Below are 19,219 nucleotides of genomic sequence, written 5' to 3'. Positions count from 1 at the left end.
CTGCGGCCACCGCAGCAGGACGCACCGAGAGCCACCTCACACCACAGCCACCGGGGGAGAAACCAGGACATGACCGCTTCCGCCGAACCGCTCGTCCGCATCGTCCGCGGCAGCCTCACCGACGAGGAACTCGCCGCCCTGACCGCCGTCCTGATGGCGCGCGCCGCCGCCGCGCAGCAGGCCGGCACCGCATCGCCGATCGAGCCGATCGCCAACTGGCAGCGCCTGGAGCGCCGCCCGGCCTACTACTCGCCGGTCAGCTGGCAGCAGGCCGCCTGACGGACCGCGGCTCGCGCCGACGGCCGGTCACCCCGTTCGGGTGACCGGCCGTCGGGCGTTGCCCGGGCGGCGCGCGCACCCTTCGGGTCCGTCCGGTCGGCACGGGCCGGACCGGGCGGCGGGCGGCTCGGTAGGATGCCTACCGGTCGGTATGCCTTCGCCGCCCCGCCGGACCCATAGGATCGGCCGCTGCCGAGGTACCAGAACTTTCCAGGGAGGCTGCGATGGCCAGGCAGGCCCGCGCGCTGGCGACCCGCCAGGCGGTACTCCTCGCGGCGGCCGAGGTGTTCGACGAGCGCGGCTACGCCGCCGCCACGATGTCCGAGATCCTGGACCGCGCCGGGGTCACCAAGGGCGCGCTGTACTTCCACTTCCGGTCCAAGGAGGACCTGGCGCTCGCCGTCATCGAGGGACAGGGCGCCTGGATCGCCGGCTGGAAGCCGGTGTCGGACAGCTCGGTGCAGAACCTGATCGACCTCGCGTACGCCTTCGCCCGCGCACTCCAGGACGACCCGCTGGTGCGCGGGAGCATCCGGCTGACCATCGAGCACGGAAGCTTCACCCAGCCGCAGATCGCGGCCTACCAGGGCTGGATGGACCTGGTCCGGGGGCTGCTGGAGCAGGCCAGGGACGCCGGCGACCTCCACCCGGGGATCGACCTGGCCGCGGCCTCCGGGGTGATCACCGGGGCCGTCACCGGGATCCAGCTGAGCTCCCAGGTGCTGGCCGACCGGCAGGACCTGATCCAGCGGCTGGCCGACCTGTGGACGCTGCTGCTGCCCGGCCTGGTCCAGCCGCACGCGCTCGCCCGGCTGAGCGTGGCCGAGCGCGCCTGAGCCCGGCCGGGTCCGGCCCCGGACCGGGCCGCGCGCCACCCGGCCCCGCCGGGCGTCACCGGGCCGCGCCGAACGGCCCCGACCGGCTCCCCGACCGGCTCGGACCCGGTAGCCGACTCAGACCCGGTAGCCGGCCCGGTCCCGCTCCGCCACCAGGGCCGGCAGCGCGGCCGTCCAGACCCGGCGCACGGCCTCCGGCCGGGGCCGGTCGGTCTCCTCCCCCGCCAGCAGCACCTGCCCGGCCGCCACCGCGGTGAGCAGTTCGGCGGCGGCCCGCCGGTCCACCCCCGGGCACAGCTCGCCCGCCTGGGCGGCGCGGTCCAGCAGCCGGTGGACGACTGCGGTGAGGCTGCGCCAGGTGGCGTCCGGGCCGGGCGGGCCCGGCGGTCCGTCCTGGGGGCCGTCCCGGCGCGGGACCTGGCGGCCGAGCCGGACACCGGCCCGCACCACCACGTCCTCGCGCAGCATCCGGGCCAGCTCGTGCGAGAGGTCGATCAGCCCCTGCAGGGCCGGGCCGTCGGCGCGCAGGGCGCGCAGCGCGGCCGCGCCGATCTCGCGGCCGGCGGCACGGCGCACCCCGTCGGCGAGGGCCTGCTTGGACACGAAGTGGAAGTAGAGGGCGCCCTTGCTCACCCCGGCGCGGCGACTGATGTCGACCAGGCTGGCGGCCTCGAAGCCCACCCGCGCGAAGGTCTCGGCGGCGGCGAGCAGCACGGCCTGCCGGGTCCGTCCAGCCCGTTCCTGCTTGACCACTGGCCCCCTCCGGACTCGACCGGGCGCGATCCCCGCCCCGCCCGGCTGCTGTCGGCACGCCCCCTGCCGGGAGCGGCGCTCGCATGCGGACGGCCGCGACCGAAACCGCATGGTTGGTATCTAATCTAGCGCCTGTGTCTCCCCCGCCGTCCAGCGGGGACGGCCCCCCGCCCAAGGTCTGCGGTCACCCGCAGGGCATTGCCCCAGTCCACGGGGCGGGTAGCGTGAGCGGGCCGGGCTGCGCGGCCGGGGCACCCCAGTCGCTGAAGACAAACCGGGTGGTATGTATGTTTTGCTCGGGCGTCCATGGCGGCCGCTCGACCGACACCCTGGGAGCGGGGGCCAGTCATGCCATCGATCGTAGAGCCGGACCCCCACGGCGCGTACGCCCACCCCGGACCCGGCCCCGGCCCCGGTTCCGGCTACGACTTCCACGACCGGACCGTCTCCCGGCACCTGGTGCACCGCACCTCGGTCTCCGAGGTCTTCCTCACCGGCTGGCAGGCCACCGGCCCGTACGACTTCCTGCTCGGCGCCCAGTGGCCCCGGCTGCACGGCTTCTACCGGCTGCCCGGGGACCGCTTCCACGACCCGGTGCTGATGGCCGAGACCGTCCGGCAGGCCGGGCTGCTGATCGGCCACGCCGGGTTCGGGGTGCCGCGCGGCCACCACTTCGTGATGGACGACCTCTCCTACGCCCTCGGCGAGCCCGGCCTGCCCGGCCTGGCCGTCACCGCGGGCCCGGCCTCGCTGATGCTCGCCGTCGGCTGCGAGGACGTCCGGATGCGGGACGGCCGGCTGGTCTCGCTGCGGGTGCGCGCCGAGATCACCCGTGACGGCCGGCCGATCGGCCGCGGCTCGGGCCAGCTGCGCGTGATGTCCCCCGCCTCGTACGACCGGCTGCGCGGCCCCGTCCGGCGCACCGCCGCCCCGCCCCGGCCGCCGGCCCCCACCGCGCCCGAACTCGTCGGCCGCGCGCAGCCCGCGGACGTGGTGCTCAGCCCGACCCTGCGGCCGGACACCTGGCTGCTGCGCGCCGACGCCGGGCACCCGGTGCTGTTCGACCACGAGCTGGACCACGTACCCGGGATGCTGGTCCTGGAGGCGGCCCGGCAGGCCGCCCAGCGGCTGCGCCACCCGGAGCCGGTGGTGCCGGTCGAGCTGGTGACCTCCTTCGACCACTACATCGAGCTGGACCGGCCCTGCTTCGTCCGGGCCGTCCCCGAGCCGACCGCGCACGGCCGCCGGCTCCCCTTCCGCGTCCAGCTGATCCAGGACGGGCGGACGGCGGCCGAGTGCCGGCTGGTCACCGAGCCGGTCGACGGGCCCGCCGAGGGCCCGCGGGTGCCGGCCCGGCGGGACGCCCTCGACGGCCGCCCCGCCGCGCCGGACCTCGGCGGCAGCCGGCTCCCGCTGGCCAGCTGACCCGGCGGGCCGGGCCGGGCGGGCCGGGCCGGGCGGTACGGGCCGTCAGGCGGCCACCAGCGCCGACGCCGGGCGCCGCCCGGCGTGCATCACGCTGAGGTTGGTCGCCAGCCGGACCGGGTCCTGCGCCAGCCAGAGCCGCAGCGCCGCCCCCAGAGCGGCGCTGGCCGACTCGATCCGGACGTCGGTGATCTGCGCGATCCGGGCCGCGCCGGGCACCAGCAGGTCCGCCAGCGGGGTCGGCAACCAGACCGTCAGCGCGCACGGCGCGGGCATCGCCAGCGCACTCAGCAGCCGGTAGGCGTCCCCCGGCGCGCTGAGCGTGGGGATGATGTCCAGCAGCGCGTCCGACACCACCTCGGACACGTCGCTGCGGTGTCCCTGGGCGAGCCGGCGGAGCAGCATGCGCTCGGCGGCGGTGATTCGGACGGTCAGCATGACCTCGTCGCACTCCATTGCGCGATTTCCTCCTCAGTTCCCTCTCGCACCGGCCGGCGGCCGGCGCGCACTACCCCTGTCACACCTCGGCCCGGCTACCTGTGGGAGAGAGCCGGGCCGGTGGGTGACGGTGTGCCCCGGTCAGATCCCCGCGTAGGAGTGCTTGCCGGTGACGAAGATGTTGACGCCGTAGTAGTTGAAGAGCCAGCAGGCGAAGGCCGCCAGCGCCAGGTAGGCGGCCTTGCGGCCCTTCCAGCCGGCCGTGGCCCGGGCGTGCAGGTAGCAGGCGTAGGCGACCCAGGTGATGAACGACCAGGTCTCCTTCGGGTCCCACTCCCAGTACTTGCCCCAGGCCGCCTCGGCCCAGATCGCGCCCGCGATGATGGTGAAGGTCCACAGCGGGAAGACCAGGGCGTTGATCCGGTAGGACAGCTTGTCGAAGGTCGACGCGGCGGGCAGCCGGCGCCAGATCGACGCCGAGGTGCCGAACGGCCCGGTGGTCAGACCCGCCTCGACGCGCTTCTCGAAGGAGTCCTTGCCGAGGTAGAGCAGGGTGGCGATGAACGCCGCGTAGAAGGCACCGCCGCAGAAGATCGCGGTGGAGACGTGGATCGCCAGCCACGGCGAGTGCAGCGCCGGGACGAGCTGCTCGGAGTCGGTGTACAGCGTGGTCGTGGCGATGCCGAGGGTCAGCAGCACCGCGACGACGACCGGCAGGCCGAGCCAGCGGACCTTCTTCCGCGAGGCCAGCAGCACCAGGTAGGCGGCCGTCATCGCGAAGGCGAAGGCGCAGGAGAACTCGTACATGTTGCCCCACGGCCAGCGGGACACCGACAGGCCGCGGGCGACGATGCCGCCGCCGTGCAGCAGCAGCGCCAGCACGGTCAGCGAGACCGCGATCCGGCCGGCCAGGTCGGCCTTGTCGTTGGTGCCGGCCGCGCCCGGGCCGTCCTCCTCCTCGGCGCCGCGCCCGCTGGTGACCACCGTCGCGCCCTCGCCCGCGACCGCGGTGCGGGTGAGCGTGGTGGTGCCGCCGCCGGCCCCCGCCACCGTCACGGTGACCTTCTTCGCGGCCTTCCGGCCCGCCGCGGCGACGGTCTCGGACAGGCTGCCCGCCTGCTCCTTCGAGCGGACGGCGACGGCACCCCTGCTGCCGAAGGTCCACTCGATCATGTGGGCGAACATGGCGAGTGTGTAGACCACCATCGCCGAATAGATCAGCTTGTTGGAGAGGTCGGCCATCTGGGGGTCGACCGCCGAGGCGAGTTGCACCGTCTACTCCTTGGAGTTCTGGTCGGCAGGGACTGCGGGGGCTGAGGCCTCGGCCTCGGGGTCGTCGGGTGCTGCGGTTTCCCCGTGCTCGGGAGCGGTTTCCCCGTCATCGGGAGCGGTTTCCCCGTGCTCGGGAGCGGTTTCCCCGTCCTCCTCCTCGGAGGCCGGGGCGTCGTCCTGGAGGTCCACCGCGAGCTCGGCCAGCTCCTCGGCGATCTTCGCCGACTCGCTGCGGGCCAGGCCCGCCAGCTCCACCTGGGTGCCGCCGCCCGGCAGGGCGACCGCCCGCACCCAGATCCGGCGCCGCTGGATGAACAGCGAGCCGATCAGGCCGAGGATCGCGAGCACGGCGCCGGTCAGGGCGATCGCGTTGCCGGGGCGGTGCGAGACGTTGAAGCTGGCCCACTGCTTGTAGCCCTCGAAGGTGACGGAGCCGTAGCCGTCGGGGAGGGTCCAGCCCTGGCCGGGCTTGAGCCGGGCCTTGGCCGGCTGGCCGTCCTGGGTCAGCTGGGTCAGCTTGCGGGTGTTGAGCTGGTAGACGTTCTGCGGCAGGCCGGAGTCGGTGCCGAGGTCGCCCGCGAAGGCGTTCAGGACCAGCTCGGGCTCGGCGTCACCGGGGAAGAGCGAGACCGGGCCGGTGCCCTCGAAGCTCAGCGGGGCGGTCGGCAGGAAGAAGCCGGAGAAGCCCATCTGGGTCCTGGTGCCGTCGGGGCCGGTGCCGTAGTCGGAGACCTTCACGACACCGGTCGAGGTCAGGTTCGCGTCCTGCGGCAGGAAGGGGACGGCGCCCTGGTAGACGACGTCGCCCTTGCCGTTGCGGACGGTGACCACCGGGGCGTAGCCGTGGCCGATCAGGTAGACCTTGCTGCCGCCGATCTCCAGCGGGTGGTTGACCTCGATCGTGGACTTCTTCAGCTTCGACTCGTCGCTGCCCGCGTAGTACTCGACGTTCGCGGTGAACTGCCGGGCCGCGCCGATCTGGTCGCCCTTGGTCTGGAACGCCGACGTGAAGCCGTCCAGCTTCAGGTAGAACGGGTCGAGGTCCTGGTTGCCGTAGAACCGGGTGCCGTTGAAGTCGTCGAGCTGGGTGATGGTGTTCGAGTAGCCCTCGCCCGCGACCATCAGCTTGCCGCCGGTGCCGGAGGCCAGGCTGGCCCAGGCGAAGCCGCCGAGCAGCGCGAACAGCGACAGGTGGAAGAGCAGGTTGCCGACCTCGCGCAGGTAGCCCTTCTCGGCGGCGACCGAGCCGCCGGACAGGTTGGCGCGGAAGCCGCGCTTGCGCAGCAGCCGGTGCGCGGCGGCGTTCACCGTGTCGGGGTCGGCCCCGGTGCGCCAGACCGCGTGCACCGGCATCCGGGTCAGGTTGCGCGGCGCGACCGGCGGCTGGGAGCGCAGCACGCCGACGAACTGCCAGGTGCGCGGGACGATGCAGCCGGCCAGCGAGACGAACAGCAGGATGTAGATCGCGGAGAACCAGACCGAGCTGTAGACGTCGAAGAGCTGGAGCTTCTCGTAGATCGGCGCGACGGTGCCGTGCTGGGCCTTCCACGCTTCGACCTTCAGCTGCCCCTGGCCGTTCTGGTACTGCGGGATCAGCGAGCCCGGGATGGCGGCCAGCGAGAGCAGGAAGAGCAGGATCAGGGCGACCCGCATCGACGTCAGCTGGCGCCACATCCAGCGCGCCCAGCCGAACGCCCCCATGCCGGTCGGTCCGTCGGACTCGACCGGCGCGGTGCTGAGCCGCTCGGCGGCGGTGTCGTCCGGCGCCGGGGGCTGCTCGGTCTCGGTCGTGGTGTTGCTCACGGTCAGATTCCGATCCGGAAGTCGGCGGTCCAGGACTGCAGTTCGCTCATCATGGAGTCCCAGACCCCGGTGACGAGCAGCAGACCGACCGCGACGAGCATGCCGCCGCCGATCCGCATGACGAGCGGGTAGTGCCGCTTGACCCACCCGAAGGCGCCCAGCGCCCGGCGGAAGGCCACCGCGGCCAGGATGAACGGTACGCCGAGGCCGAGGCAGTAGAAGGTGGTCAACAGTGCGCCACGCTGGGCGTCGGCCTGGTTGAGGGCCAGGTTCTGGACCGCGGTCAGGGTCGGTCCCATGCAGGGCGTCCAGCCGACGCCGAAGACGACCCCGAGCACCGGGGCGCCGAGCAGGCCGACCGCCGGACGGCGGTGGGAGCGGACCTCGCGCATGCTCAGCCCGGGCACCAGGCCCATGAAGGCCAGGCCCATCACCACGGTGAGGGTGCCCAGCACGATGTTGATGGTCCGCTTGTAGTCCTGCAGCTCCTGGCCGAAGTAGCCGAAGAGCGCACCGGTGGAGACGAAGACCGCGGTGAAGCCGAGGATGAACAGAACCACGCCGAGCAGCATCCGGCCGCGCCGCGAGCCGCGGGCGTCCGCCAGGTCGGCGGCGGAGAAGCCGGTCACGTACGACAGGTAGCCGGGGACCAGCGGCAGGACGCAGGGCGAGAAGAACGACGCCAGCCCCGCCACCAGCGCGACCGGGGCGGCGACCAGCAGCGCACCGCTCTGGACGGTCGTGGTGGTGTCGGCCAGCTGGAGTCCGGCCTGGTGCAGCGCGGCCTGGTGCAGTGGCGGCAGGCTCACTGCTTCTGCTCCGCGACCACCGGCTGCAGGATCGACTCCAGCGCGTCCTCGGTCGTACCGCCGACGGCGCGGGCGGCGAGCTTGCCGTCGCGGTCGATGATCAGGGTGGTCGGGATGGACTGCGGGTTGAGGCTGCCCTTGGGGAACTTGAGCAGCTGGGTGCCGGCCGGGTCGAAGATGCTCGGGTAGGCGACGCCCTGCTCCTGCTCGAAGCGGACGGCGTTGCCCTTCTCGGTGTCCCGGGTGTTGACGCCGAGGAACTGGACACCCTGGTCCTTGTACTTGTCGGCGACGGCCTGCAGGCTCTTCGCCTCGGCCCGGCAGGGCCCGCACCAGGAGCCCCAGACGTTCAGCACGACGACCTTGCCCCGGTAGTCGGAGAGCTTGGCCTGGCCGCCCTCCAGGGTGTCCCCGGAGATGTCCGGCGCGTCCCCGCGCTTGCCGGCGTCCGCCTTGGACAGGTTGGTGCCCTTGACCGTGACGAAGCCGACCTGGCCCTCGCCGCTGCCGGCCGAGCCCGAGGAGGAACAGCCGGTGAGGGCGAGCGCGGCGGCGGCGGCGGTGGCGGCAGCGGCTGCGGCGACACGGGGTCGGGGGCGCGTCATGGCAGACATGTGAAAAGTTTCGCATGGAGTTCCGGGCAGGTTCGGGGGGGTCCTGCCTTGCGCGTCGCACCCCTCCTGACCTGCGACGAAATCGGGTCACCCGGCGCTCGCCGGGTGACCCGAAGTCATACTTACGCACCACTTACGCGCCGTGCGCGCGGGCGCGTGACGCCGGTCGCGCGCCGCCGTGTGACACGGCTCGCACACCACCGCGTGACGCCGGCCGCGCCGCCCAGGCCGGGGGCCAGGGCTTGTCGGACAAGCCCTAGGCGCCGAAGCTCTTGCCCACCGGCTTGTCGCCCTTGCGGCCCTTGCCCACCAGGTGGGCGGGCAGCAGGTCGCGGGCCGGCTCGCGGTAGCCGACCGAGACGATCTTGTCGCCCTCGAAGGTGAAGCTGGTCAGCGAGGCCAGCGAGCACTGCCGGTTGCGCGGGTCGTGCCAGAGCCGGCGGCGCTCGACGAAGGAGCGGACGATCCAGATCGGCAGCTGGTGGCTGACGCAGACCGCCTCGTGCCCGCGCGCGGCGTCCCGGGCGGCGCCGAGCGCGCCCATCATCCGCACCACCTGGTCGAGGTACGGCTCGCCCCAGGAGGGCTTGAACGGGTTGGTGAGGTACTTCCAGTAGCCCGGGTTGCGCAGCGAGCCGTCGCCGACGCCGAAGGTCTTGCCCTCGAAGACGTTCTCCGCCTCGATCAGCCGCTCGTCCGCCGCGACGTCCAGGCCGTGCGCCTTGGCGATCGGCTCGGCGGTCTCCTGGGCGCGCTCCAGCGGCGAGGCCACCACGTGGGTGATGTCCCGGCCGGCCAGGTCCTCGGCCACCCGGTCGGCCATCCGCCGGCCCAGCTCGGACAGGTGGTAGTCCGGCAGGCGCCCGTACAGGACGCCCTCCGGGTTGTGCACCTCACCGTGCCGCATCAGGTGGACGACGGTGATCTCTTTGGCGCTCACTTCTCAACTGCTCCTGGGGCTCGGGGTGGACTGGGGCCGGTCCGGCCTAGGCCGTGGCGGCGGCAGCGGCGCGCGCGGCGGCCGGCAGGGCGGCGGCGATCCGCTCGATCGCCCGCTCGTCGTGGGCCGCCGAGACGAACCAGGACTCGTAGGCGGACGGCGGGAGGTAGACGCCCTCGGCCAGCATCGCGTGGAAGAAGGCGGTGAAACGGTACGCCTCCTGGGTCTTCGCCTCGTCGTAGTCGGTGACGGCGGCCTCGGTGAAGAACACCGAGAACATGTTCCCGGCGGTCTGCAGGCGGTGCGTCACGCCCTCCTTGGTGAGCGCCTCGGAGACCAGGCCGGAGATCTCGGCGGCGACCCGGTCCACCGTCGCGTACACCTCGTCGGTGCAGCCGCGCAGCTGGGCCAGGCCGGCCGCGGTGGCGATCGGGTTCCCGGAGAGGGTGCCCGCCTGGTAGACCGGGCCGGCCGGGGCGAGGTGCGCCATCACGTCGGCGCGGCCGCCGAAGGCCGCGGCCGGGAAGCCGCCGCCCATGACCTTGCCGAAGGTCAGCAGGTCGGGCGCCCAGCCCTCGTTCGCGGCCTCCAGGCCGTACCAGCCGGCCTTGGAGACGCGGAAGCCGGTCATCACCTCGTCGGAGACGAACAGCGCGCCGTTGTCCCGGCAGAGCCGGGCCAGGCCCGCGTTGAAGCCGGGCAGCGGCGGGACGACGCCCATGTTGCCGGGCGAGGCCTCGGTGATCACGCAGGCGATCTCGCCCGGGTTGGCCGCGAAGGCCCGCTCGACGGCGGCCAGGTCGTTGTAGGGCAGCACGATGGTGTCGCCGGCCTGGGCGCCGGTGACGCCGGGGGTGTCGGGCAGGCCGAAGGTGGCCACGCCGGAACCGGCGGCGGCCAGCAGGGCGTCCACGTGACCGTGGTAGCAACCGGCGAACTTCACGACCTTCGCCCGGCCGGTGAAGCCGCGGGCCAGCCGGATCGCGGACATGGTGGCTTCGGTGCCGGAGGAGACCAGGCGGACCTGCTCGACCGGGGCGACCCGGGAGACGATCTCCTCGGCCAGCTCGACCTCGCCCTGGCCGGGCGTGCCGAAGGAGGTGCCGTGGGCGACGGCCCGCTGGACGGCGTCGATCACCGCGGGGTGCGCGTGGCCGAGGATCATCGGACCCCACGAGCACACCAGGTCGACGTACTCGCGGCCGTCGGCGTCGGTGAGGTAGGGGCCGGTGCCGGACACCATGAAGCGCGGCGTGCCGCCGACCGCGCGGAAGGCGCGCACCGGGGAGTTGACACCGCCGGGCGTCACCACGGAGGCGCGGTCGAACAGCGACTGGGACTGGGGGGCTTCGTAGGGGTAGCTCACAAAGGACATGGTCTCAAATCGTGTCCTTGCGCTCTGCATGTCGGACCCGATCATCTGGAACGATGATCCGGGCACCGTTGTCTGTACGGTTGTCCGTACAGTCCGTACAGCCGGGGCCGCTGACTGCTCCGCAGGACGGACCAGTCAGACTGTGTACTCAGGGTGCGCGAGCGCTCCGGTTGTGTGCAGGGGTGTGGAGAGGACTGCTGTCGGCCGCGAGTGGGTAAGGCCCGCGAGTGGGCACGGCGGCGCATGACGGGTAAGGAGCACGTCCGGTGGGACGCCGGACGTGCGGGGGTCTGTCGATTCCGGCGAATTCCGGTGAGGATGGTCCGAGTGTCCGAGGCGCAGGACGGCTACGACGAGGCCGCGGGGGGCTCCCGCCGGCCCGCCGAGGCCGCACGCGGGGGTACGGGAGCGGGGACGGGTCGTGGTCGCCGTGGCGGCGAGAGGCGGGGTGAGGGACGCGTGGGGGTGACGTACAAGTACTTCGGCGCCCCCGACCGCGCGACCGCCGCGAGGGTGCCCACCGCCCTCGGCCCGGGCGGGCTCGGGCTGGACGCCGGCGAACTCGGCGCGCTGGGGCGGCTCGGCGACCTGATGGAGACCAGTGGCTCCCCCACCGGCCACCTCTCCACCAAGATCAAACCGGAGACCATGAGCGCCATGGTCCTCACCGGCATCCAGGGCGTCCCGCTGCACCAGGTGCCCCCGCTGGAACTCGTCGTACTGCACCCGGACTACGCCGTCGTACAGCTCCCCCACAACGTCGTCGAGCCGCTGCGCAAGGCCGACGAGACCGAGCTCGGCGCCGCCGCCTTCATCTGGTCCACCGTCCCGGACCGGCGCGGACCGCGGGACGCCTTCGTCATCTACAGCATGCTGCACGAGTGGCAGGACTTCGCCAACCGGCTGCACGAGGCCGGACACCAGCTGTACTGCCTGGTCTGGCCGTGAGCACGCCGCCCCGGACGCCGCCGAACGCGGGCCGGGGCGACGCCATGTGACGCTCCGTCAATTCCTCTCGGGTGTACGGAGCACGACGGCGGCGAGCAGCAGGGCCACCGTCAGCAGGCCCGCGGCCACCCCGAAGGCCGTTCGGAAGCCACCCGTGAGCGCTTCGGCCGCGGGGTGCCCGGCGGCCGCGAGGGCCCGGGTGCGACCGCCGGCGAGGGTCGTCAGCACGGCGACCCCGAGCGCCCCGCCGACCTGCTGGGCGGTGTTGAAGAGGCCGGAGGCGGCGCCGGCGTCCGCGGGGCCCGCGCCCGACATGCCGAGCACGGTGAGCGCCGAGATCGCCAGGCCGAAACCGGCCGCGAGCAGCATGGTGGGCAGCAGGTCGCGGGCGTAGTCCGCGTCCGCCGGCAGCCGGGACAGCAGCGCGAGGGCGGCGACCAACAGGACCAACCCGGTCAGCAGCACCGGGCGTTCGCCGAAGCGGGCGTTCAGCCGGGCGGAGAGCGCGAGCGAGACGGTGCCGATGGCGAGCGCGGCCGGGAGCATCGCGAGGCCGGTGGCGGCGGCGCCGTAGCCGCGGACGTCCTGAAGGTAGAGCGCGATCAGGACCTGGAAGGCGAACAGCGCGGAGACCATCAGCACCTGCACCGCGTTGGCACCGGAGACGTTGCGGGAGCGGAACATCCGCAGCGGGAGCAGGGGGTGGGCGGCGCGGGCCTGGCGGAGCAGGAAGCCGGCCAGCAGGGCGAGCGAGAGCGCGCCGGGGACGACGGTGCGGGCGGAGGCCCAGCCGTGCTCGCCGGTGCCGACGACGGTGTGGATGCCGAGCATCAGGGCGGCGGTGACCAGTGCGGCGCCGAGGGCGTCGGCGCCGGCCCGCAGACCGGGGCCGCGGTCGTCCTCCAGCACCCGGACCGCGAGCAGGGCCGCGACGAGGCCGAGCGGCAGGTTGATCAGGAAGATCCAGTGCCAGCCGAGCGTCTGGGTGAGCACTCCGCCGAGGACCTGGCCGATCGAGGCTCCGGCCGCGCCGACGAAGCTGAACGCGCCGATGGCGCGGCCGCGTTCGCGCGGTTCGGGGAAGAGCGTGACGATCATTCCGAGGCTGACCGCGGAGGCCATCGCGCCGCCGACGCCCTGCAGGAAGCGGGCGGCGATCAGCACGCCCTGCCCGGTGGCGAGGGCGCAGAGCAGCGAGGCGGCGGTGAAGAGGGCGAGCCCGGCGACGAACACCCGCTTGCGGCCGATCAGGTCGCCGAGCCGGCCGGCCAGCAGGAGCAGGCCGCCGAAGGCGATCAGGTAGGCGTTGACCGTCCAGGTGAGGTCGGCGGGCGAGAAGTGCAGGTCGTCCTGGATCGCGGGCAGTGCCACGGTGACGATCGAGCCGTCCAGGATGATCATCAGCATGCCCGCGCAGAGCACCGCGAGGGCGAGGGTGCGGGAACGGGCGGAGGTCGCGGGGGCCGTGGCGGGCGCGGCCGGGGCGTGCGTGGTCATGGCGGTTCTCCCGGTTCGTCGAGTACCGGGTGTGAACGCTAGCAGATTGTTTTGTTCGGGACTATCTATCTCGGGATCAGGCGTGGTGGCCCCGGGCCCGGCGCGCCCGGCGTACGGTGCGTTCACTCTCCACCGGCTCCGCGAGGAGGCCGCCCACCAGGTGCGTCAGGGCGGACACGAAGACCTCGCGCTCGGGCTGCGGGAGCGAGTCCAGCAGCTCGCGGTGCACCCGGTCGGCGATCGCGGTGCCCTCCACGACGGCGCGCTCGCCCGCCTCGGTGACCGAGATGATCCGGGCCCGGCGGTCGGTCGCGGACGGGCGGCGCTCGGCCAGGCCGGCCTTCTCCAGCTCGTCGACGGTGACCACCATGGTGGTCTTGTCCAGGTCCGCCAGCTCGGCCAGCTGGATCTGGGTGCGCTCGGTCTCCTGCGCGTGGAACAGCACGCAGTACGCCCGCGGGGTGATCCCGAGCTCGGTGAAGGCGGCCGCCATCCGGGTCGCCAGCACGTGGCTCGCGTGGTCCAACAGGCCGGAGATGTCGCGGATCTGGCGCACGGGCGAGGTCGTCGTCATACGTCCGAGGTTAGCAACGGCCCGTCTGCTGCCGGATGATCCCGTTGCCAACCAACGCCGGGTCTACGGGATGCCCAACTCGAACAGCGCATAGCCGGCGTACCAGCCGGCCGCGATCGCGGGCATCGCGAACAGCCCGACCAGCGAGGGGGTCCGCACCCTGCGCAGCGCGAACGCCAGGCCGATGCAGAGCGGGAAGGCCGGCAGCAGGTAGCGCGAGATGTTGCCGAAGATCTGGTTGCTGCTCAGCGCGGTGGCGATGGTGAGCGCGGTGTACACCCACAGCACCAGCGGCGGACGGGCCCGCCACAGCAGCACCAGTAGGCCCGGCAGGGCGATCAGCAGGGCGACGGCGATCAGGTCCGGCACCGGATTGGACTGCCAGAAGCCCCAGTGGCCGGTGATCACGTCCATGAACGTGCGGAGGGTGGAGGCGCCGCCGTCGAAGTAGCGGTTCCACGCCCCGCGCTGGAGCTTGAAGTAGCCGCCCCAGTCGCCCATCCGCCAGCCGACCCAGGCGACGTAGCCGATCAGGCCCCACGGGGTGATCAGCATCGCGGTCAGCGGCCGGGCCACCCCGTCGGTGCGGCGGACCAGCGCGACCAGCGCGGCGATCGAGACCGCGGCGATCAGCGCGGCGGCGGTCGGCCGGTTGAGGCCCGCCGCCAGCGCCAGCGCGCCGGCGGTCAGCCAGCGGCGGGTCATCACGCAGTAGCAGGCCCAGGCCGACAGCGCGACGAACAGCGAGTCCGAGTAGACCGCCCACTCCACGCCGGAGCCCGGGAACAGGCCCCAGATCACCGCGGCCGTCACACCCGCCCGGAAGCCGCCGAGCCGCTCGGCGATCGCGAAGATCCCGGCCGCCGCGACCAGCGAGGCGAGCACCGAGACCACGATCCCGGCGCCGTACGAACCGAGCCCGGTGACCGCGCCGACCAGCCGCATCAACCACGGGTAGAGCGGGAAGAAGGCGGCCGAGTTCTCGTAGTAGGTGGCCAGCGGGAAGCCGTGCAGCGGGATCAGCTGCGGGTCGTACCCGTTCTCCGCGATCCGCTGGTACCAGACGCCGTCCCAGGTGCTCAGCACGTCCCAGGGGTTGGCGCCACCGCCGCGGCCCGGCTGCTTGTTCAGGTAGTCGCCGGTGTGCGAGAGCAGCAGCATGAAGACGGTCAGACCGGTGGCCTTGACCACGGCGTACGCGCCCAGCGCGGGGGCGAAGCGGTCCACCAGCGCCCCGAAGCGCCCGGGCGCCCGGCCCGTCCGCTCCTCGGAGGGCGCCGACGTCGCCTCGGGGGGTGTGCCCGGCTCGGTGCCGGCCGACTCGGTGCTCGATGCCGTGCTCATCTGCTCTGGGTACTCCCCGCCCCGCTCGTGGTCCGCGCGGCTCCGGCGCAACGATTTTCCCGTGAGCCTACGGCACGTCCTCCGCCCGGCCCGCCGTCCCCCGCCCGGTGCGAAAACCCCTGGCGCCCCGGCCGGGCGCCCGCGACGATTCCGGGCATGCCGAACACCCCGTCGACGCGCCTGGTCCGGGCCGCCCACACCGCCGACACGATCACCGTCTACCAGGCCTTCCCGCCCGCGATCGCCGGGCCCGCCGCGGCCGAGGGGCGGTTCCCGGAGGCGTTCTCCCGGGACCGGATGACCTGGATCAAGCCGTCGTTCCTCTGGATGATGCATCGCAGCAACTGGGGAAGGAGCCCGGGGCAGGAGCGGGTGCTGGCGTTGGAGATCAGCCGGGAGGGCTTCGACTGGGCGCTGGAGCGGGCGGTGCTGAGCGCCTACACCGGCCGGGTGCACGACTCGCAGGCGGCCTGGAAGCGGGAGCTGCGGCAGAGTCCGGTGCGGGTGCAGTGGGACCCGGAGCGCGATCTGCACCTGCGGCCGCTGGACCACCGGGCGGTCCAGGTCGGGCTGCGCGGCGAGGCGGTGCGGCGGTACGCGGACGAGTGGATCCGGCGGATCACGGACGTCACCGCACTGGCCGACCGGGTGCGGCTGGAGCGGGACCCGGCGCTGCTGCCGGTCGAGACGCCGTACCCGATCGGCGCGGCCGCCGCCGCCCGGGTGGGGGCGACGACGGCCTGAGCGGTGCAGGCGGGCCGGGTCAGCCCTTCACGTAGACGATGCCGAGCTTGGTGAGCTGCCAGAGCTGGTCGGCGGCACCGGTGTCGGTGGCGAGCTGGACGTAGGGGTTGCCCTTGGCGTCCACGGCACTGCCGGCGGCCAGGACCTTGCTCCGGTCCTGGGAGTCGGCGATCTTGTAGCGGCCGTCGCCGACCGGCTCGAACACCCAGTGCTGGTTGCCGCCGCCGTTGCAGCGCCACTGCTGGATCCGGGTACCGGGGGCGGTGGCGGCCGCGTTGGCGTCCAGGCACATGTCGCGATTGCCGCTGAAGTCGAGCTCGTAGCTGCCGCCGGCCTTGGCCTCCAGCACGAAGGACTGGTTGAGCCCGCCGCCGGCCGGGTAGCTGATGGCGGCCCGGCCGTTGGTGGAGTCGCCGTAGCTGCCGCCGCCGGTGAGGTCCAGGGCGTTGCCGGTGGCCGCGTTGGTCAGCTGGTACCAGGAGCCGTCCTCCGGGACGTCGCCGAAGGGCTTGCCCGGGGTGAGCGGCTGGATCGACGTGGTGTTCTGCTGGTTGAGCGTGCAGTAGGCCTGGGTCAGCTCGGGCCGGGCGTAGAACTGGCCGAGGCAGACGCCCTCGCCGCGGTAGCCGGCCACCCGCAGGTGGTACGACTGGCGGACCATGTTCATGCACAGCCCGGGGATGCCGATCTGCGAGTCGCAGCCGTTGCGCACCCACTCGGAGAGGTTGATGACGTCCCCGTTGCTGTACTCGTACGGGGAACTGGTCCACTCCGCGCAGACCTCGTGCCCGAAGGCGACCCGACGCTGGTCCAGGTACCGGACGCCGGGCACCTGTTCGGCCGCGCCGCGCAGTGCGTCGCTGAAGGTCGGCACCACCCAGTTGTGGCCCCAGGCGAGGTCCTCGGGGAAGGCCGGACAGCCGTCGGCGACCTTCCCGAGGTAGTCGTTGCGCCGGATGTCCGGGGTGATCGGGTTGAAGTACGACTGGTAGACCAGCTGGTACGCGGAGTCGGCGTAGCCCGCCCGGCGCATGGTCTGACGGATGTTCTGCAGCGCCGCGACGACCTTGGGCCGGACGCCCTCGGCGCGCCGGCGGATCTCGTCGCTGCCGATGGTGTCGCGGCAGCCCTGGTCCTTGGGGATCGGGAAGTACTGCGCCAGGCAGTGCATCATGACGCCGCTGAAGTCGAAGTCGTCGTTGGCGCCGATCGTCACCACGACCAGCTTGACGTCGTACTTGGACGCCGCGTCGGCGAGTTTGACGTCCTGTTTGGGCTCGCCGAAGTCGCCGCTGCCCGGGCCGGTGATCTTCGCCAGCTCGGGGTCGCTGACCAGGTCGCCGGTCTGGGCGCCGGAGCAGGCGAGGTCGATCGGGGTGACCCCGGGGATGTCGGTGACGAAGATCTCCGACTTGGGGTGCCGGTGGCAGTAGTCGGTGGGGCTGTCGGTCTCCGGGAAGTAGCCGTCGCCGGTGTCGGTGCCGGCGCCCTCCCCCGAGATGGCGCTGTCGCCGAGGGCGACGACCGCGGCGGGTCTGGCGGCGGCGGGCGCCGGGGCCGGGGCTCGGTCGGCGAGGGCGGCGGGGGCACCGGCCAGGCCGAGGGTGGCCACGAGGGCGCCGGTGGCGAGCGCCGCCGACAGTCGGGACCTGATCACACGCGACTCCTTGCGGGGGGTGGGGGGCCGCCCGGGCGGGGCGCCGAGCGGCGCGGAGCAAGAGAGGAGCTGAAAAGGTGAGCAGGACTCGGATTCTAGGAACTGACAAGTAACACAACAAGACTTGTGACGCACCGGGACCTGACGGACGGACGGATTCCCGGCGACGCGGGGGCCCTCCCCGGCCATGCGGGGAGCCGCCCCGGCAACGCGAAGAGCCGCCGCCCCGCGCCCCAGGAGGGAAGCGCGGAACGGCGGCTCACACCGGCCGAACCGGGTGCGGGCTCAGCCCACGTTGGCGCAGTGGTTCCCGAACGCCGGGTTCAGCAGGCCGACGATGTCGATGGTGTTGCCGCACAGGTTGACCGGAACGTGCACCGGAACCTGGATCTGGTTGCCCGAGATGACACCGGGGGAACCGGCGGCGACGCCCTCGGCGCCGGAGCTGGCCATCGCGGTGCCGGCGCCGGCGGCCACGATGCCCACCACGGCCGCGCCGACGGCGGCGGTCTTCTTGATGCTCATGCGAGCCTCCTGACTGATCAAACAGAGATGCACGGGGAGTGCGACATCAAGAACGAGACCTCCCCGCACCGGTTGCGACGGTGCGCGCACTGTCACCCGTCCGGAGTAACGGGGCCCCCGGTCGGCATTCGGGTGATCGACTTCGGCCGGGCCGTTTCCCCACGCGCCCTACCTCGTTCTCCCTCACGGAACCCGGTCCACCGGCCCCCACACACGAATCGAGTACCGCCCATGCGCAAGCTCGCCCACGCCGTCGTCGGCAGCGCGGCCACCGGCGGCTCGATCGGGGTGGCGGGCCTCCCGAACGCGGCGTCCGGCAATCCCCGCCGGAACGTCTGACCGGGAATTCCGTCCGGTCGCGCCTTCGTCCGAGCCTTCCCGGCCGTGCGGGAGGGATTTCGAGAGGCGCTGCGACACGGCGGCTGCGTCCACGCCCGCGCCATGGGCGGAACACGCCGGTGTGCGCCGCCCGAGTGAAAATCACGGCAATCCCTGAAGCCATCGGGTGAGTATTCGTGCTCACCCGAATACCCGACACTTCTCTTCCGTCGGGCAGAAATCGGAGGAAAGACCATGCGTAACCTCAAGAAGGCCGCCGTCCTGTCCCTGGCCGCCACCGGCCTGGTGCTCGGTGCCGCCGGCGGCGCGTTCGCCAGCTCCGGCGCCGAGGGCGTCGCCGCCGGCTCCCCCGGCGTGCTCTCCGGCAACCAGATCCAGATCCCGGTGCACATCCCGGTCAACGTCTGCGGCAACAGCATCGGCGTCATCAGCATCCTGAACCCGGCGTTCGGCAACAACTGCGCCAACATCGGCTGAACCGGCGGTCGCCGCACCGGCGACAGCTGATTCACCGAGCTCGTGCCGCGCCCCGCAGCGCCGGGGCGCGGCACGCTCCACCCGTGTGTGATCGAGGAGATCAACCCCCATGCAGAACGTGAAGAAGGCCGCCGTCCTCTCCGCCGCCGCTGCCGGCCTGGTGCTGGGCGCGGCGGGCTCCGCCGCCGCCAGCTCGGGCGCGGAGGGCGTCGCCGCCGGCTCCCCCGGTGTCGTCTCCGGCAACCAGGTCCAGGTGCCGGTGCACATCCCGGTCAACCTGTGCGGCAACTCCATCAACGTGATCGGCTTCTTCAGCTGGCCGTACATGGGGCGCATCGTCCGGGCCCAGACGCTCAGCCTGCGCGAACGCGAGTTCGTGGAGGCGGCCAAGAGCCTGGGCGCCCGCGGCCCGTTCATCCTGGTCCGGGAGCTCCTGCCGAACCTGGTCGCACCGATCCTGGTCTACGCCACGCTCCTGATCCCCACGAACATCCTCTTCGAGGCGGGACTCAGCTTCCTGGGCGTCGGCATCTCGCCGCCGCAGGCGTCGTGGGGCGGAATGCTCACCAC

Annotated in this window: 19 protein-coding genes and 1 pseudogene; 7 read left to right on the top strand and 13 right to left on the bottom strand. The window is 72.8% G+C overall.

Translation table 11 applies throughout. The annotated features are described in order from the left end of the window. Positions 1-69 precede the first annotated feature (69 nt). The gene (locus tag ACFV04_RS28095) at positions 70-279 is read left to right on the top strand and encodes an acyl-CoA carboxylase subunit epsilon (RefSeq protein WP_360252990.1); all 210 of its coding nucleotides are present in this window, start codon (positions 70-72) and stop codon (positions 277-279) included. Between the two features lie 224 nt (positions 280-503). Next, positions 504-1,115 carry a ScbR family autoregulator-binding transcription factor gene (locus ACFV04_RS28090; RefSeq protein WP_360252987.1) on the top strand — a complete coding sequence of 204 codons (612 nt, stop codon included), beginning with the start codon at positions 504-506 and terminating at the stop codon, positions 1,113-1,115. A gap of 117 nt (positions 1,116-1,232) precedes the next feature. Here the strand turns inward: ACFV04_RS28090 and ACFV04_RS28085 are convergent, their stop codons facing one another. Further along, the gene (locus ACFV04_RS28085; protein ID WP_380348623.1) at positions 1,233-1,868 is read right to left on the bottom strand and encodes a ScbR family autoregulator-binding transcription factor; all 636 of its coding nucleotides are present in this window, start codon (positions 1,866-1,868) and stop codon (positions 1,233-1,235) included. A 348-nt stretch (positions 1,869-2,216) separates the two neighbouring features. On the opposite strand from ACFV04_RS28085, the gene ACFV04_RS28080 reads away from it, so the two are divergent. Beyond that, a complete protein-coding gene (locus tag ACFV04_RS28080; RefSeq protein WP_380533352.1) occupies positions 2,217-3,293 on the top strand; it encodes a ScbA/BarX family gamma-butyrolactone biosynthesis protein in 1,077 nt (358 codons plus the stop codon). A 45-nt stretch (positions 3,294-3,338) separates the two neighbouring features. Here the strand turns inward: ACFV04_RS28080 and ACFV04_RS28075 are convergent, their stop codons facing one another. The 7 genes from ACFV04_RS28075 to hemL form a co-directional block, all read right to left on the bottom strand. Beyond that, entirely contained in the window at positions 3,339-3,731 is a 393-nt protein-coding gene (locus tag ACFV04_RS28075; protein WP_380533351.1) for a hypothetical protein, read from the bottom strand. Between the two features lie 141 nt (positions 3,732-3,872). Next, positions 3,873-5,003 (bottom strand): c-type cytochrome biogenesis protein CcsB, encoded by a 1,131-nt coding sequence (gene ccsB, locus ACFV04_RS28070; RefSeq protein ID WP_380340900.1) that lies wholly within the window; start codon positions 5,001-5,003, stop codon positions 3,873-3,875. Between the two features lie 3 nt (positions 5,004-5,006). Further along, positions 5,007-6,806, bottom strand: a complete 1,800-nt coding sequence (locus tag ACFV04_RS28065; RefSeq protein WP_380340897.1) for a cytochrome c biogenesis protein ResB — start codon at positions 6,804-6,806, stop codon at positions 5,007-5,009. 2 nt (positions 6,807-6,808) lie between these two features. Then, positions 6,809-7,600: a cytochrome c biogenesis CcdA family protein gene (locus ACFV04_RS28060; RefSeq protein ID WP_380340929.1), complete on the bottom strand. Its 792-nt coding sequence runs from the start codon at positions 7,598-7,600 to the stop codon at positions 6,809-6,811. Between the two features lie 11 nt (positions 7,601-7,611). Further along, complete coding sequence (locus tag ACFV04_RS28055) at positions 7,612-8,229, bottom strand: TlpA family protein disulfide reductase (protein WP_380340895.1); 618 nt, start codon at positions 8,227-8,229, stop codon at positions 7,612-7,614. A 256-nt stretch (positions 8,230-8,485) separates the two neighbouring features. Then, entirely contained in the window at positions 8,486-9,136 is a 651-nt protein-coding gene (locus tag ACFV04_RS28050; protein WP_380340926.1) for a histidine phosphatase family protein, read from the bottom strand. Positions 9,137-9,215: 79 nt separating this feature from the next. Next, positions 9,216-10,544, bottom strand: coding sequence for a glutamate-1-semialdehyde 2,1-aminomutase (gene hemL, locus ACFV04_RS28045; RefSeq protein WP_360252963.1), 1,329 nt, complete (start codon positions 10,542-10,544; stop codon positions 9,216-9,218). Positions 10,545-11,009: 465 nt separating this feature from the next. Here hemL and ACFV04_RS28040 point away from each other — a divergent pair, with 465 nt between their 5' ends. Further along, positions 11,010-11,492 (top strand): hypothetical protein, encoded by a 483-nt coding sequence (locus ACFV04_RS28040; protein ID WP_374119985.1) that lies wholly within the window; start codon positions 11,010-11,012, stop codon positions 11,490-11,492. A 57-nt stretch (positions 11,493-11,549) separates the two neighbouring features. Here the strand turns inward: ACFV04_RS28040 and ACFV04_RS28035 are convergent, their stop codons facing one another. The 3 genes from ACFV04_RS28035 to ACFV04_RS28025 form a co-directional block, all read right to left on the bottom strand. Next, on the bottom strand, positions 11,550-12,989 hold the full coding sequence (locus ACFV04_RS28035) for an MFS transporter (RefSeq protein WP_380533350.1): 1,440 nt from the start codon (positions 12,987-12,989) through the stop codon (positions 11,550-11,552). Between the two features lie 76 nt (positions 12,990-13,065). Then, positions 13,066-13,563 carry a MarR family winged helix-turn-helix transcriptional regulator gene (locus tag ACFV04_RS28030; RefSeq protein ID WP_380533349.1) on the bottom strand — a complete coding sequence of 166 codons (498 nt, stop codon included), beginning with the start codon at positions 13,561-13,563 and terminating at the stop codon, positions 13,066-13,068. A gap of 63 nt (positions 13,564-13,626) precedes the next feature. Next, positions 13,627-14,907 carry a hypothetical protein gene (locus ACFV04_RS28025; RefSeq protein WP_380340885.1) on the bottom strand — a complete coding sequence of 427 codons (1,281 nt, stop codon included), beginning with the start codon at positions 14,905-14,907 and terminating at the stop codon, positions 13,627-13,629. 156 nt (positions 14,908-15,063) lie between these two features. Here ACFV04_RS28025 and ACFV04_RS28020 point away from each other — a divergent pair, with 156 nt between their 5' ends. Further along, entirely contained in the window at positions 15,064-15,651 is a 588-nt protein-coding gene (locus ACFV04_RS28020) for a DUF4291 domain-containing protein (RefSeq protein WP_380340882.1), read from the top strand. 19 nt (positions 15,652-15,670) lie between these two features. Here ACFV04_RS28020 and ACFV04_RS28015 read toward each other — a convergent pair whose 3' ends face one another. Together ACFV04_RS28015 and ACFV04_RS28010 are read right to left on the bottom strand one after the other, a co-directional pair. Further along, positions 15,671-17,308, bottom strand: a complete 1,638-nt coding sequence (locus tag ACFV04_RS28015) for an RICIN domain-containing protein (RefSeq protein ID WP_380533348.1) — start codon at positions 17,306-17,308, stop codon at positions 15,671-15,673. Positions 17,309-17,593: 285 nt separating this feature from the next. Continuing rightward, a complete protein-coding gene (locus tag ACFV04_RS28010) occupies positions 17,594-17,833 on the bottom strand; it encodes a chaplin (RefSeq protein WP_350521601.1) in 240 nt (79 codons plus the stop codon). 573 nt (positions 17,834-18,406) lie between these two features. Between ACFV04_RS28010 and ACFV04_RS28005 the strand changes: the two genes are divergently transcribed. After that, on the top strand, positions 18,407-18,649 hold the full coding sequence (locus ACFV04_RS28005) for a chaplin (protein ID WP_360252948.1): 243 nt from the start codon (positions 18,407-18,409) through the stop codon (positions 18,647-18,649). A gap of 184 nt (positions 18,650-18,833) precedes the next feature. After that, a pseudogene (locus ACFV04_RS28000) lies at positions 18,834-19,219 on the top strand (chaplin family protein); the annotation flags it as partial.

Source organism: Kitasatospora sp. NPDC059599 (genome assembly GCF_042735125.1).
Lineage (GTDB): Bacteria > Actinomycetota > Actinomycetes > Streptomycetales > Streptomycetaceae > Kitasatospora.
Note: the sequence above shows the minus strand (reverse complement) of the source record. Positions and strands in the feature narration are given on the sequence as shown.

Coding starts and splice junctions, on each gene's coding strand:
- ACFV04_RS28020 (WP_380340882.1), top strand. CDS start 15,064: ATGCCGAACACCCCGTCGACGCGCCTGGTCCGGGCCGCCCACACCGCC.
- ACFV04_RS28090 (WP_360252987.1), top strand. CDS start 504: ATGGCCAGGCAGGCCCGCGCGCTGGCGACCCGCCAGGCGGTACTCCTC.
- ACFV04_RS28035 (WP_380533350.1), bottom strand. CDS start 12,989: ATGACCACGCACGCCCCGGCCGCGCCCGCCACGGCCCCCGCGACCTCC.
- ACFV04_RS28025 (WP_380340885.1), bottom strand. CDS start 14,907: ATGAGCACGGCATCGAGCACCGAGTCGGCCGGCACCGAGCCGGGCACA.
- ACFV04_RS28050 (WP_380340926.1), bottom strand. CDS start 9,136: ATGCGGCACGGTGAGGTGCACAACCCGGAGGGCGTCCTGTACGGGCGC.
- hemL (WP_360252963.1), bottom strand. CDS start 10,544: ATGTCCTTTGTGAGCTACCCCTACGAAGCCCCCCAGTCCCAGTCGCTG.
- ACFV04_RS28010 (WP_350521601.1), bottom strand. CDS start 17,833: ATGAGCATCAAGAAGACCGCCGCCGTCGGCGCGGCCGTGGTGGGCATC.
- ACFV04_RS28005 (WP_360252948.1), top strand. CDS start 18,407: ATGCGTAACCTCAAGAAGGCCGCCGTCCTGTCCCTGGCCGCCACCGGC.
- ACFV04_RS28030 (WP_380533349.1), bottom strand. CDS start 13,563: ATGACGACGACCTCGCCCGTGCGCCAGATCCGCGACATCTCCGGCCTG.
- ACFV04_RS28055 (WP_380340895.1), bottom strand. CDS start 8,229: ATGTCTGCCATGACGCGCCCCCGACCCCGTGTCGCCGCAGCCGCTGCC.
- ACFV04_RS28095 (WP_360252990.1), top strand. CDS start 70: ATGACCGCTTCCGCCGAACCGCTCGTCCGCATCGTCCGCGGCAGCCTC.
- ACFV04_RS28075 (WP_380533351.1), bottom strand. CDS start 3,731: ATGCTGACCGTCCGAATCACCGCCGCCGAGCGCATGCTGCTCCGCCGG.
- ACFV04_RS28080 (WP_380533352.1), top strand. CDS start 2,217: ATGCCATCGATCGTAGAGCCGGACCCCCACGGCGCGTACGCCCACCCC.